The 12,776-nt window shown below is 74.9% G+C and carries 11 protein-coding genes; 2 read left to right on the plus strand and 9 right to left on the minus strand.

What is annotated here, in order from left to right; all coding sequences use genetic code 11:
• Nucleotides 1-57 precede the first annotated feature (57 nt).
• Genes FVA95_RS03000 through FVA95_RS03025 form a run of 6 tightly spaced genes read right to left on the minus strand, consistent with a single transcriptional unit; the run spans nt 58 to nt 6,641 of the window.
• Nucleotides 58-1,029 carry a biotin-dependent carboxyltransferase family protein gene (locus FVA95_RS03000; RefSeq protein WP_149662826.1) on the minus strand — a complete coding sequence of 324 codons (972 nt, stop codon included), beginning with the start codon at nt 1,027-1,029 and terminating at the stop codon, nt 58-60.
• Nucleotides 1,026-1,898 (minus strand): allophanate hydrolase subunit 1, encoded by an 873-nt coding sequence (locus FVA95_RS03005; protein ID WP_149662827.1) that lies wholly within the window; start codon nt 1,896-1,898, stop codon nt 1,026-1,028. Before FVA95_RS03005 ends, FVA95_RS03000 begins: the two co-directional genes overlap by 4 nt.
• Nucleotides 1,895-3,247: an acetyl/propionyl/methylcrotonyl-CoA carboxylase subunit alpha gene (locus tag FVA95_RS03010; protein WP_149662828.1), complete on the minus strand. Its 1,353-nt coding sequence runs from the start codon at nt 3,245-3,247 to the stop codon at nt 1,895-1,897. Before FVA95_RS03010 ends, FVA95_RS03005 begins: the two co-directional genes overlap by 4 nt.
• Nucleotides 3,244-3,489 (minus strand): acetyl-CoA carboxylase, encoded by a 246-nt coding sequence (locus FVA95_RS03015; RefSeq protein ID WP_020625095.1) that lies wholly within the window; start codon nt 3,487-3,489, stop codon nt 3,244-3,246. The genes FVA95_RS03010 and FVA95_RS03015 overlap by 4 nt, the downstream gene beginning before the upstream one ends.
• A gap of 15 nt (nt 3,490-3,504) precedes the next feature.
• Nucleotides 3,505-4,230, minus strand: coding sequence for a 5-oxoprolinase subunit PxpA (gene pxpA, locus FVA95_RS03020; RefSeq protein ID WP_149662829.1), 726 nt, complete (start codon nt 4,228-4,230; stop codon nt 3,505-3,507).
• Between the two features lie 23 nt (nt 4,231-4,253).
• Nucleotides 4,254-6,641: a xanthine dehydrogenase family protein molybdopterin-binding subunit gene (locus FVA95_RS03025; RefSeq protein WP_240051235.1), complete on the minus strand. Its 2,388-nt coding sequence runs from the start codon at nt 6,639-6,641 to the stop codon at nt 4,254-4,256.
• 122 nt (nt 6,642-6,763) lie between these two features.
• On the opposite strand from FVA95_RS03025, the gene FVA95_RS03030 reads away from it, so the two are divergent.
• Nucleotides 6,764-8,266, plus strand: coding sequence for a PucR family transcriptional regulator (locus tag FVA95_RS03030; protein WP_149662830.1), 1,503 nt, complete (start codon nt 6,764-6,766; stop codon nt 8,264-8,266).
• A 58-nt stretch (nt 8,267-8,324) separates the two neighbouring features.
• Here FVA95_RS03030 and FVA95_RS03035 read toward each other — a convergent pair whose 3' ends face one another.
• Nucleotides 8,325-8,933, minus strand: coding sequence for a DUF4232 domain-containing protein (locus FVA95_RS03035; protein ID WP_161992176.1), 609 nt, complete (start codon nt 8,931-8,933; stop codon nt 8,325-8,327).
• A gap of 124 nt (nt 8,934-9,057) precedes the next feature.
• Here FVA95_RS03035 and FVA95_RS03040 point away from each other — a divergent pair, with 124 nt between their 5' ends.
• Entirely contained in the window at nt 9,058-9,795 is a 738-nt protein-coding gene (locus tag FVA95_RS03040) for a sulfite exporter TauE/SafE family protein (protein ID WP_149662832.1), read from the plus strand.
• Between the two features lie 30 nt (nt 9,796-9,825).
• Here FVA95_RS03040 and FVA95_RS03045 read toward each other — a convergent pair whose 3' ends face one another.
• Nucleotides 9,826-11,889, minus strand: coding sequence for a serine/threonine-protein kinase (locus tag FVA95_RS03045; RefSeq protein ID WP_149662833.1), 2,064 nt, complete (start codon nt 11,887-11,889; stop codon nt 9,826-9,828).
• Nucleotides 11,890-12,012: 123 nt separating this feature from the next.
• The gene (locus FVA95_RS03050; RefSeq protein WP_161992177.1) at nt 12,013-12,522 is read right to left on the minus strand and encodes a MarR family winged helix-turn-helix transcriptional regulator; all 510 of its coding nucleotides are present in this window, start codon (nt 12,520-12,522) and stop codon (nt 12,013-12,015) included.
• Nucleotides 12,523-12,776 lie beyond the last annotated feature (254 nt).

The following is a 12,776-nucleotide window of genomic DNA, read 5'->3' on the forward strand; positions in this document are numbered from 1 at the left end:
CGAGTCTGGACCAGACGGGGCCGCGGGGCCAGCCCGAACGGGTGAGCGGTCGCGGTGTCACCGCTCCAGCGCGCTGTGCATCCGCCCGAGCCGGTCCTTCCGCTCGGCCCGCAGCGACAGCGCGGTCTCCAGATCGACCGCCACGAACCGGGTGCGGGTGCGCGGTGCCGACTGGGCGACGACGTCGAGGTCCCCGGAGATCACCGTCGCCACCATCATGTAGCCGCCGCCGGACACCGCGTCACGGTGCAGCACGATCGGCTCGACGCCGCCCGGGACCTGGATGGAGCCGATCGGGTAGGGCGAGTCGACGATGTTCGACGGGTCCTGGCCCGCCCCGAACGGCGGCTCCCGGTCGACGGTCTCCAGCTCGCCGCCGGTGTAGCGGAACCCGATCCGGTCCGCGACCGGGGTCAGCGTCCACGTGGTGTCGAGGAAGGTGGCGCGGCCGCGGTCGGTCAGCCGGTGGTCGTAGAGACCCATCACGACCCGGACCTCGACGTCCTTGGCGAGAGTGGGGCGCAGGTCCTCGGGCACCACGAGCCCCGCGCGGCCGGTACCGGTCCCGAGGGGCAGGACGTCGCCCTCGGCCAGCGGCCGGCCGTCGAGCCCACCCAGGGCACCGAGGGCGTAGGTGGCGCGGCTGCCGAGCTTCTCCGGCACGTCGATCCCGCCGGCGACGGCGAGGTAGGCCCGTGCGCCCGCCGTCAGGTAGTCGAAGGCCAGCACGTCCCCCTCGGCGACGTCGAAGGACTCCCACACCGGACGGGCCTCGCCGTTGACCTTCGGGGCGATCGTCGCGCCGGCCACCGCGACCGTCGCCGGGCCGGTGAACGCCAGCTCCGGGCCCATGTAGACGATCTCCAGGGCGGCGGCGCCGTCCGGGTTCCCGACCAGGGCGTTGGCGCAGGTCAGCGAGTACTGGTCGAGCGCGCCCGACGGCGGGATGCCCAGGTGGTAGTAGCCGGAGCGGCCACCGTCCTGCACGGTCGTGGACAGACCCGGCTTGCGGACCTCGATGCGTGTCACGCGAGCACCTCCAGCAGGCGGGTGTTGTAGCCGTCGGGGTCGTCGAGGAAGGGCTGCAGGTCGAACGCGACCGGGCGGGCGGTGATCCGGTACTCCCCCGCCTGGGCCTGCGCCTCCAGCTGGTCGTACTCGTCGCGGTCGATCCCGCGGAACTTGACCATGTCCCCGGGCCGCATGAAGACCATGTGCTCGGCGAAGTCCGGCTTGGTCTGGGCCGGGTCGTAGATCGGGGCCGGGGTGATCCCGAACATCTGGTAGCCCCCGGCACCCCGCACCGAGTAGATGCAGGAGAAGCAGCCGCCGTAGCCGACCGTCTGCTTCGGGGTGTCGGTCCGCGGGCGCAGGTACTTCGGCACGATGATCTGCCGCTCCCGGGGCACCATCTGGTACTTGAACGGCAGCCCGGCCACGAACCCGACCATCGAGGTGAACCACGGCGAGCCCGAGTGCGCGGCGATGAACTCCTCCACACCCGAGTAGCCGTTGATCCGGGCCGCGTACTCGATGTCGGTGGCCTCCGGGTCCTGGTGCCGGTCCCGGAACCGCAGCAGCGTCTCGGTCGTCCACGGGTCCTGGTAGAGCACCGGGATCTCCACGACCCGGCAGTCCAGGGTGACCCCGAGCGCGTCGCCGACCCGGGCCTCCAGCTCCCTCAGCTGCTCCAGCAGCACGTGCGGGTCGAGCACGTCGGGGTCGTAGCGCACCTGGTAGGACGCGTTCGCCGGGCAGATCTCCAGGATCCCGTCCGGTCGCTCCTCGCGGAGCAGGTTCGTGATCGCGACGGCCTTGAAGTTGGCCTGCAGGCTCATGTCCTCGGCCAGCTCGACGAACACGAACTCGTCGCCGCCCCAGCTGTAGCGGGCACTCATGAGGTCCCCTTCCCTTCGGCCAGCCACTGTTCGAGGGTCCCGGTGTGGAAGTCCGCGGCGGCGACCCACGGCTCACCCGCCAGGGTGCGGAGCAGCCCGGCGGTGGTCGGGATCCCGGCGACGGAGAACTCGTCGAGCGCGCGCCGGGACCGGGCCAGCGCCTCGGTCCGATCGGCGCCCCACACCACGACCTTCGCCAGCAGCGAGTCGTAGAACGGCGGGACGGTCCCGTCGGGCTCCAGCCAGGTGTCGCAGCGCACCCACGGCCCGGACGGCAGCGTGACCCGCCCGACGCCGCCGGGCTGGGGTAGGAAGTCCCGCTCCGGGTCCTCCGCGCAGACCCGGAACTCGATCGCGTGCCCGCGCCGCTCGACGGCGTCCTGGGTGAACCGCAGCGGCTCCCCCGCGGCGACGCGCAGCTGCTCGGCGACCAGGTCGATGCCGGTGACGAGCTCGGTGGTGGGGTGCTCGACCTGGATGCGGGTGTTCATCTCGATGAAGAAGAACTCGCCCGTGCGGTCGTCGACGAGGAACTCCACGGTGCCGGCCGAGGTGTAGCCGACCTCGCGGCACAGGGCGACCGCCGCGGCGGTCATGGCGTCCCGGGTCGCCTCGGTGATGCCCGGCGACACGGCCTCCTCGACGACCTTCTGCCTGCGCCGCTGCAGCGAGCACTCCCGCTCGAACAGGTGGACGGCGTCCCGGCCGTCGCCGAGGACCTGCACCTCGACGTGCCGGGCGCGCTCGACGAACCGCTCCAGGTACATGGTGCCGTCGCCGAACGCCTTCTCCGCCTCGGTCGAGGCCTGCCCGAAGGCGGTGCGCAGCGCGTCGGCGTCGGCGACGACCCGGATGCCCCGGCCCCCGCCGCCGGCGGCGGCCTTGAGCATCACCGGGTAGCCGACCTCCTCGGCGGCGGCGACCGCGGCGTCGGCGTCGGCGACCCCGCCGGGGGTGCCGGGCACGGTCGGGACCCCCGCGGCGCGGGCGACCTCCCGGGCGGCGACCTTGTCGCCCATCCGCTCGATCGTCGCCGCGTCCGGGCCGACGAAGGTCAGCCCCGCACCGGCGACGGCGGCGGCGAACGACGCCCGCTCGGACAGGAACCCGTAGCCGGGGTGGACCGCGTCCGCGCCGGTCTCCTTCGCCGCGGCGAGGATCGCGTCGGCCACCAGGTAGGACTTCGACGCGGGCGAGGGCCCGATCGCGACGGCGGTGTCGGCCAGGCGCACGTGCAGGGCGTCGGCGTCGGCCTTCGAGTGCACGGCGACGGTGCCGATGCCCAGGTCCCGGGCTGCCCGGATGATCCGGACGGCGATCTCGCCGCGGTTCGCGACGAGCAGCCTCATGCCGTCTCCACCACCGCCACGGGCTGGCCGGCGTCCACCTCGTCCTCGTCGCCGACCAGGAACTCGACGACGGTGCCGGTGGCGCCCGCCGGGATCTGGTGGAAGGACTTCATGACCTCGACCAGGCCGATCGCCTGGTCGTCGGTGACGGCGGCGCCGTCCTCGGCGAACGGCGGGCTGCCGGGGTCGGGGCGGCGGTAGAACACGCCGGGGATCGGGGAGACGACCTCGTGTCGGGGCACTGCGGGTACTCCTTCTCAGCTGCTCAGGTGGGGCTTCAACGCGTCGTGCACGGCCTTGGCGAGCTCGACGGCGTTCGGGGTGTCGGAGTGCACGCAGACCGAGTCCGCGCGCACGGTGAGCTCCTTGCCGTTCTCCGAGGTGGCCTTCCCCTCGGTGACCGCAGGCAGGGCGCGTTCCGCGGAACGCACCGGGTCGAACGCCTCGTGCTCCCGGGTGATGATCAGCGAGCCGTCGTCGCGGTAGTCGAGGTCGGCGTAGTACTCGGCGACGAATCTGGCCGGCCGGTCGCCCCACACGTGCTCGTGCGCGGTGCCGACCATGCCGACCAGCGGGGCGCCGAAGACGTCGGCGGCGTCGGCGATCGCGGCGGCCACCTCCGGGTCGCGGGCCGACATGCCGTAGAGCGAGCCGTGCACCTTGACGTGGTTGAGCTCCATGTCGTGGGCACGCAGGAACCCCGCCAGCGCACCGATCTGGTAGACGACGCCCGCGGTCAGCTCCTCCCGGTCGAGCCTCATCTCACGGCGGCCGAAGCCCTCCCGGTCGGGCAGCGACGGGTGCGCCCCGACCTTCACCCCGTGCCGCTTGGCCAGCGCGACGGTGCGGGTCATGACCCGCGGGTCGGAGGCGTGGAAGCCGCAGGCCACGTTGGCGACGGTCACCCAGGGCATCAGGCCCTCGTCGTCGCCGCAGTGGTAGATCGAGTACGACTCGCCCATGTCGCAGTTGATGTCCACCATGTGCCGGTCTCCCTCCCCTGGTCTCAGGCAGTGTGGTCGGACGCCTGCGTGATCGCCCGCCAGACGGCCTGTGGCGTCGCGGGCATGTCCACGTGGGTCACCCCGAGGTGGGCGACGGCGTCGATCACCGCGTTCACCACGGCGGGCGAGGACCCGATCGCGCCGGACTCGCCGATCCCCTTGACCCCCATCGGGTTCGTCGGCGACGGGGTGACCAGCTGCTCCAGCTCGACGTGCGGCAGGTCGGTCGCGGCGGGCACGGCGTAGGACGCCAGGTTGGCCGCCGTCGGGTTGCCGGCGTCGTCGAAGGTGGCGTGCTCGTAGAGGGCCTGCCCGATGCCCTGGGCGATGCCGCCGTGCAGCTGACCCTCGACGATCGTCGGGTTGACCACTACCCCGCAGTCGTCGACGGCCACGTAGCGGCGGATCCGGGTGAACCCGGTCTCGGTGTCGACCTCGGTGACGCACACGTGGGTGCCGAACGGCCAGGTGAAGTTCGGCGGGTCGAAGGCCGAGTCCGCGGTCAGGTTCGGCTCCATGCCCTCGGGCAGGTCGTTGGCCAGCGACGCCGCACCCGCCACCTCCTGGATGGTCACCGACGGCCCGGCCGTGCCCGCCACCGAGAACCGGCCCCCGGTGAACTCCAGGTCGGACTCGTCGGCCTCCAGCAGGTGCGCGGCGATCTGCATCGCCTTGTCCAGGACCTTGCCGGCGGCCAGGTGCACCGCAGTGCCGCCGACGGCGAGGCTGCGCGAGCCGTAGGTGTCGCGGCCGAACGGGGCGACCAGGGTGTCGCCGTGCAGGACCTCGACGTCGTCGGGGTGCACGCCGAGGCGGTCGGCGACGATCTGGGACCAGGCCGTCTCGTGGCCCTGCCCGTGCGGGGAGGTGCCGGTGACGACCTCGACCTTGCCGCTGGTCGTCATCCGGACCGTCGCCTGCTCCCAGCCGCCGGACTGCAGCCGGACCCCGGCCGCGACCTTCGACGGCGACAGCCCGCCGGACTCGGTGAAGTTGCCGAACCCGATCCCGAGCTGCACCGGGTCGCCGGACTCGCGGCGGCGGGCCTGCTCGGCGCGCAGGGCGTCGTAGCCGACCAGCTCCATCGCCCGGCGCATGCAGGTCTCGTAGTCCCCGGAGTCGTACTGCACGCCCGAGGGGACGGTGCGCGGCTCGAGGAACTTCGGGTGCAGGTTGCGCAGCCGCACCTCGGCGGCGTCCATGCCGAGCTCGCGGGCGAGGTCGTCCATGATCCGCTCGTGGCCGTAGGCGGCCTCGGAGCGGCCGGCACCGCGGTAGGCGTCGGTCGGGGTGAGGTTGGTGAACACGCCCTTCGCGGTGAAGGAGTAGTGCCCGAAGTCGTAGAGCCCGCAGAAGGTGAAGGCGCCGAACACGGCGATGCCCGGGGTGAGCAGCTGCAGGTAGGCACCCATGTCGGCGAGCAGCTCGACCTTCATCCCGAGGATCTTGCCGTCGCGGGTGGCGGCGACCGAGACGTCCTGGATCTGGCCGCGGCCGTGCGTGGTGGCCAGGTGGTGCTCCGAGCGGGTCTCGGTCCACTTCACCGGGGCGCGCAGCCGGCGGGCGAGCACGAGGGCGAGGAACTCCTCGGCGTAGACGTTGAGCTTCGCGCCGAAGCCGCCGCCGACGTCCGGGGCGACGACCCGGATGCGGGTGTCGGGGATGCCGGTGACCGCGGCGAGGATGTCACGCACGAAGTGCGGCACCTGGGTGGCGGTGTAGACGGTGAACCCGGCGCCGACCTGGTCCGGCACGCACACCACCGCGCGCGGCTCCATCGGCGAGGGGATCACGCGCTGCTGCAGGTAGCGCCCGGACACGACGACCTCGGCGGCGGCGAACGCGGCGTCGACGTCGCCGGTGGCCAGCGGCCAGGTGTAGCAGTGGTTGGTGCCCATCTCCTCGTGGACGACGGGGGCCCCGTCGGCGAGGGCGTCGGCCATGTCGACCACGGCGGGCAGCTCGGCGTACTCGACGTCGACGAGGTCGGCTCCGTCGCGTGCGGCCGCGGCGCTGGTGGCGAGCACGACCGCGACGCCGTCGCCGACGTGGTTGACCTCGTCGCGGGCGAGTGGGCGGTGGTCCGGGACGCGGATGTCCTCGGTGACCGGCCAGCCGCACGGGATGCCGGCGAGGAACTCGTCGTCGACGTCGGCGGCGGTGAGGACCGCGCGGACCCCGGGGACGGCGGCCGCGGCGTTGGTGTCGATCGCGACGATCCGGGCGTGCGGCAGCGGGCTGCGCACGACGACCATGTGCAGGGTCCCGGGTGGCGCGATGTCGTCGGTCCAGGTGGCCCGGCCGGTGAGCAGCGCCCGGTCCTCCTTGCGCTGCATGCGGGCCCCCACCCACGGTGCCGCAGCGGTACCCGTCTCCTGCGTGGCGGTCACGGCGCTCCTTCCGACGACGACTGCGGTCCGTGCGGGACATCGTGATCGGGAACACCCGCACGCGGTAGTGTCCGAACCGTCCAGTTCCAGGTCCGTGACACACCGTTCCGGCAGGGGTTTCGATGGCGCTGACGCTGCGCACGCTGTGCGCGAGCCGCACTCTCGGACTGCGGCTCGCGTGTCCGTCCGCGGATCAGGATCGACCGCTCACGTGGGTGCATTCGAGCGAACTGTCCGATCCGACGCCCTACCTCGACGGCGACGAACTGCTGCTGACCACCGGCCTCGGACCGGCCCCCGACCCGGCCGGCTACGTGGCCCGGCTCGTCGCGCACGGGCTCGCCGGGCTCGGGTTCGGCTGCGGGCTGGGGCACGACGACCTGCTCCCCGCGCTGCGCGAGGCCTGCGAGCGGGCCGGGCTGGCGCTGCTGGAGGTCCCCGAGCGAACCCCGTTCCTGGCGCTGACCAAGGCCGTCGCGGAGGCGCGCGCCGCCGACCGGTACGCCGAGGTGGTCCGCACCGACGAGGCGCAGCGGGCGCTCACCTCGGCCGCCCTGGGTGAGGACGACCCGGACACCGGCACCGCCCGGGTGCTGGACCGGCTCACCGAACGCCTCGACGCCTGGGCGCTGATCTCCGGGGCCGACGGCCGGGTCCGCCGGTCCGCGCCCGCCGGCGCGGACCGGCGGGCGGTGCTGCTGCGGTCGGAGATCGACCGGGTGCGCGAGCACCCCGGGCCGTCCAGCGTGACCGTCGCCGCCGGGGACGGGCAGGTCGTGCTCCAGCCGGTACGGCTGATCGGGCCCGCGGTGCTCGTCGTCGGGCGGGACCGGCGCTTCACCCCGGTCGACCGGCAGCTCATCGGGTCCGCGGTGTCGGTGCTGACCCTGGCCCACGCCCGGAGCGCCGCGGCGGGGCGGGCCGAGCGCCGGGTGCGGACCGCGGTGCTCCGCGCGCTGGCCACGCTGCCCGGCTGCGGCGCCGAGGACGTGCTCGCCGAGACGTGGGGTCCGCTGCCCGCGGGGGACCTGGTCGCGGTCGCGCTGGGCGGGCGGGCCACCGGTGCGCCGCCGGACGTGCTGCTCGACGCCCTGGAACGCGATCCCGGGGTCGCCTTCCACGCCGAGCTCGACGGACAGGTGGCGGCGGTCGTCGGCGCGGGGTCGGTGCCCGCGGTGCTCGATGTCGCCGGTCGGGTGCGCGGGGTCCGGGCCGGGGTGTCCACCCCGGCGCCGGTCGGTGACCTGGGCCGTGCGCTGCGCGAGGCGGGCCGGGCGCTCGACGCCGCCGAACGCCGCGACCGGACGGTGCTGCGCTTCGCCGACCTCGCCGGCAGCGGGCTCGCCGCGCTGGTGCGCCCCGAGGACGCGGGCGCCTTCGCCGACGCGGTGCTGGCCCCGCTGGTCCGCCACGACGCCGAGCGGCGCGGCGACCTGGTCGCCTCGCTGCGGGAGTGGCTGGCCCAGCACGGGCAGTGGGACCCGGCCGCGTCCCGGCTCGGGGTGCACCGCCACACCCTGCGGGCCCGCATCACCCGGGCCGCGGCACTGCTGGGGCGCGATCTCGACTCCCCCGGCGTCCGGGCCGAGCTGTGGTTCGCCCTGCACGTCGCCGAGACCGCCTGAGCCGCCGAGCTGCCGGGACACGCCCCGGGGACAGCGCTCCCACCGACCGGGCCGCGGCCTACCGGGCCTCGACCGACCCCACCGTGGCCTGCGGCGGCGTCGGGTCGGCGGAGCACACCGGGCCGGGGCGCGGCACGAACCTCCCACCGCTGCCGCCGGGCGGGGTGACCCGCAGCCCGCGCGCCTGCTCCGGGACGCAGTCGGCCTCCGGGTACGAGGCGGTGGCCCGCACCCGCAGCGGCGCCGTCGCGGCGGCGCCCGGAGCCAGCCGTACCCGCGCCCGGGGGCCGTCGATCGTGGCCCGCGGCCCGACCCGGGTCCCTTCGTTGCCCGCCACGAACGCCACCCCCGGGTAGCCGTCGAGCACGCACGCGCCGTCGCCGGTGTTGCGGAACACCAGGTACGAGACCTCGGCCGGGCCGTCGGTGCGGGGCGCGGTGGCGGACACGTCGAGGGTGTCACCGGTGCACGGCCCGGCCGGGCCTTCGTCGGCCGGGTCGGGCAGGGTGCGCGGCGGGACCGGGCTGGCCGGGGCGGGAGTTGCCGGGGCCGGGATGGCCGGGGCGGCGGGTGACGAGGTGGCCGGGTCGAGGACGGGGCCGGCGGTGCCGCAGCCCACGAGCAGGAGCAGCAGGGCGCCACCCAACCCGGCCTCGCGCGGACCCACGACCATCCCCCGTTCCGACGCAGGTCGCTGCGCCGATCGGCGCCATTGTGGCGTGTTCGTGCCCCTCACGGGGCGGCGGGTAGGGTCCTGTGCATCCACAACGAGATGCTCCGCCGGTGACCCCATGACCCCGTGGCAGCTGGTCACGCTCCTCGGTGCCGGCGTCGCGGCCGGCCTCATCGGCTCGGTCGCCGGGCTCGCCTCGCTGTTCTCCTACCCCGCGCTGCTCGCCGTCGGGCTGCCCCCGACGACGGCGAACGTCACCAACACCGTCTGCATGCTGTTCCAGGGGGCCGGAGCGGTCGCCGGGTCCCGTCCGGAGCTGCGCGGCGCCGGGCCACAGCTGCGGCGCTGGCTCGGCCCGGCGGTGCTCGGCGGCGCGGCCAGGGCCGGGCTGCTGCTGCTCACCCCTGCCGGGGGGTTCGAGCGGATCGTGCCGTTCCTCGTCGCGGCCGCGGCCCTGCTGCTCCTGCGCCCGCCCGCGGCGGGCGCGCCCCGTCCGCCCGGGCCGGGTGTCGCGCTGGCGGTGTTCGGGGTCGCCGTCTACGCCGGGTACTTCGGCGCGGCGGCCGGGGTGATGATGCTGGCGCTCACGCTGTCGCTGCCGGGCGCGACCCTGCTGCGGGCCAACGCGCTGAAGAACGTGCTGACCTGGGCCGCGAACACGGTCGCCGCGGTCGGCTTCGCGGTGTTCGGCGACGTCGCGTGGGCGGCGGTGCCCCCGCTGGCACTGGGCCTGCTCGTCGGCGGGCGGCTCGGCCCGGTCGTCGCGCGCAGGCTGCCCGCCCGGTTCGTACGGATCGCGATCGCGGTCGCCGGACTCGGCCTGGCGGTGCGGCTGTTCGTCCAGGCCTGGCTCTGAGCGGCCCGGCGCGGCGTGGGCGGACGGCGGTCAGCCGCGGCGGTACTCCAGCATCGCGGTGACCGGGCCGTCGGTGCGGTGCCCGTGGCGACGCAGCCAGCCGTCGAGCTTGGCCTGCACCGTGGGCAGGTCCGGGCGCCGGTGCGGCTCGGTGCGCATCGCCTGCTTGAGCAGCGTCAGGTGCGCCGTGCGGCTCGGCAGGTGGGTGAGCTTGGCCCCGGCGGCGGCCGCCCGCAGCCCGGCGACGGCGTCGGCGGACTCCCCGCGCGGCGGGTGCCCGCTCAGCGCGAACGACACCGCCGCGGCGAGCTGCCAGGCGTCGGAGGCGGGCGACGCGGGCTTGCCGGCCGCGGCCTCCGGCGCCAGGTAGTCGGGGGTGCCCAGGACGTAGCCGGTCTGGGTCAGCGTGGAGTCACCCTGCTTGCGCGCGATCCCGAAGTCGATCAGGTGCGGGTGCCCCTGCGGGTCGACGACGATGTTGCCCGGCTTGATGTCGCGGTGCAGCACCCCGGCGCGGTGCGCGGTGTGCAACGCCCCCGCGATGCCGGTCCAGATGCGGGCCGCGGAGATGTCGTCGACCGGGCCCTGCTCGCCGACGAGCTGCCCCAGGGACATGCCCTCGACGTACTGCATGACGATGACCAGGCCGTCCATGCCCTGCAGGCCCGGGTCGGAGGAGGCGTGCAGCAGGTCGTGGATCTGCACGCAGCAGGGGTGGCGCAGCGCCCCGAGCGCGGCGGCCTCGCGGCGGATGCGCTCCTCGGTCTCGGGGTCCGCGGCATGCGCGGACTTGACCGCGACGGTGTGGCCGAGCTTCGCGTCGTGGGCCAGCCAGACCCCGCCGAAGCCACCGGCGCCGAGGCGGCGCAGCAGCCGGAACCGGGGGGCACGGGGCGGCCCGCCCGGCACCGGCGCGACGAGCGTGGGCCGGCGCGGCGGACCCGCCGGGGGCCGTCCCGCGCCGGAGACGGGGCCACGGGCCGCTCCCGACACCGGGCCGCGCAGCGGTCCCGCCGCCGGGTGGGCGGCCGGGCCGGTGAACGGCGGCGGTCCGGCGGGCGGGCGCCCGGCCGGGCCGGGCGCGTAGGCCACGGGGGGCGGTGCGCCGTACCCGGCCGGCGGGCGGGGGGCGGCGGCGAACCCGACGTAGGGGGCGGACTGCTCGACCGACGACGGCCCGCGGGCGCCGCCGGTCCCGGGGCTGCCCGGGTTCTCACGAGCGGAGAAGCGCTGCGCGAGGCGCTCGGCGACGCTGGGCGTCGCGGCGGCGCCGGACTGCAGGGCGAGCCCGTCGCCCCCGCCGCGGCCGGCCCGGGACGACCCGGTTCCGATGCGGCCCGCCGCGGACGGCTCGGCACGTCGGGCCGGCACGTCGCGCCCGGCGCGGATCCGCTCGATCCTCGCCCGGGACGGCACCGGGAACAGCGGGACGACCAGCACCCCGACCAGGCTGGCGGCGAGGACGCCGACCCACAGGTGCTCGGCGGTGCCCGCCGGGACCCCGCCGGTCAGCACGATCAGCGAGAACAGCGGGAGCCAGAAGAACTTGGCGGGCCAGCGGGGCCCGCGACGCAGTGCGGTGCGCGCCTGGACCGCGACCAGCACCGTCGCGAGCAGCGGCACGACACCGAGCAGGGCGACCGAGGTGACCGAGGTGACGACGTCACCGCCGATGGACCCGGCCACGGTGCCCCGGCCCAGGTAGCTGCTCTGCGTCCCGACGACGCTGCAGGTCTCGACCCGGATCGACGACGTCGCCGACTGGCTCAGGCCGGGCACGGCCGGCACGCCCGCGGTCGCGCGGCTGAACACCCCGCCCGCTCCGACGAACACGGCCAGCGGGAGCAGACCCGCCGCCAGCACCCCGATCCCGGCCAGCAGCACGGACTCGGCCGAGCCGTAGCCCGAGGAGGATCCGGAGCCGATCCCGCGGCGCAGCAGCGCGACCAGCGCCGCGCCCGCGGTGGGCAGCAGCCCGGTGAGCACGCCGAGCGCGGTGACCGACCAGGCCCAGTCCCCCGGACACACGTCCGGAACGCCGAGCCCGCGGATGCCGTCCAGCACTCCGGCGACGAGCGCCACCAGTGCGTCCACGCCCGTCCTCACCCCCGAACTCGCTCCGGGTGCGGCCACCCGGACTGCCCACTATCGCATCACCCGGCCAGGGCCCGGCGGAGCAGCGGGTGCCCGGGTGGGTCCGGGGCGGGTGGAGCGGGGTCAGCGCACGAAGAGGTCCAGGTCGGTGTTGAACCGGTCGAGCAGCTCGGCGAGGGAGTCGCGGTCGTGGGTCGGCCAGTGCGCGATGACCTCGCGCAGCGGGGCCAGGCGGGCCTCGCGGACCTGCTCGCGGGCCGCCAACCCGGCCGGGGTGAGGGTGACGCTGACCGAGCGGGGGTCGCGCTCGTGCGGGGAGACGTCGACCAGGCCGGCCCGCGACAGCCGGGACACCTGACGGCTGGCGGTGGGCTTGGAGACCCCCAGCTTGCCGGTCAGCGCGGTCAGCGAGAGGGGGCCCTCGTCGTCGAGGAGCATGAGCACCGGGTAGGTGTAGCGGTCCACGGCGTCGTTCGTGCCGTACCCGTGGGACCACACCGACTCCATGGTGCGGCGGACCAGCAGGGTGATCTGCTTCTCCAGCGAGTGCAGCGGGTCCTGCGTCGCCGTGGCGACGCCGCCGGTCGCCACCGCGGCGTCGTCGTCAATCGGGCCAATCGGACGTTCGGTCATGTTTCGCATGCTACACACGTTGCGGGCCGCAACATTGACGATCGCAATCACGTAAGCCGATCGAAAGGTTCGTGCGCCTTCACGCAACGGTACTGCTCCGAACGGGTGTGATCGGCGACGCGCGTCGCCGAAACCGCGGGACGAACCGCCCAGCACCGGACAGAATCCGCACCGCGCGTTTCCTCCATGTTGCGTTACGCAATCATTAGCGTTGCAATCGATCCACCGGACGACGTGGTCCGGGCACGAGATCG

It is taken from the genome of Pseudonocardia sp. EV170527-09, from assembly GCF_008369905.1.
Taxonomy (GTDB): Bacteria; Actinomycetota; Actinomycetes; order Mycobacteriales; family Pseudonocardiaceae; genus Pseudonocardia.

Bases quoted from the DNA above. Each gene is read 5' to 3' on its own strand.
- FVA95_RS03005 (WP_149662827.1), bottom strand. From the start codon at position 1,898: ATGAGTGCCCGCTACAGCTGGGGCGGCGACGAGTTCGTGTTCGTCGAG.
- FVA95_RS03010 (WP_149662828.1), bottom strand. From the start codon at position 3,247: ATGAGGCTGCTCGTCGCGAACCGCGGCGAGATCGCCGTCCGGATCATC.
- pxpA (WP_149662829.1), bottom strand. From the start codon at position 4,230: ATGGTGGACATCAACTGCGACATGGGCGAGTCGTACTCGATCTACCAC.
- FVA95_RS03030 (WP_149662830.1), top strand. From the start codon at position 6,764: ATGGCGCTGACGCTGCGCACGCTGTGCGCGAGCCGCACTCTCGGACTG.
- FVA95_RS03040 (WP_149662832.1), top strand. From the start codon at position 9,058: ATGACCCCGTGGCAGCTGGTCACGCTCCTCGGTGCCGGCGTCGCGGCC.
- FVA95_RS03050 (WP_161992177.1), bottom strand. From the start codon at position 12,522: ATGACCGAACGTCCGATTGGCCCGATTGACGACGACGCCGCGGTGGCG.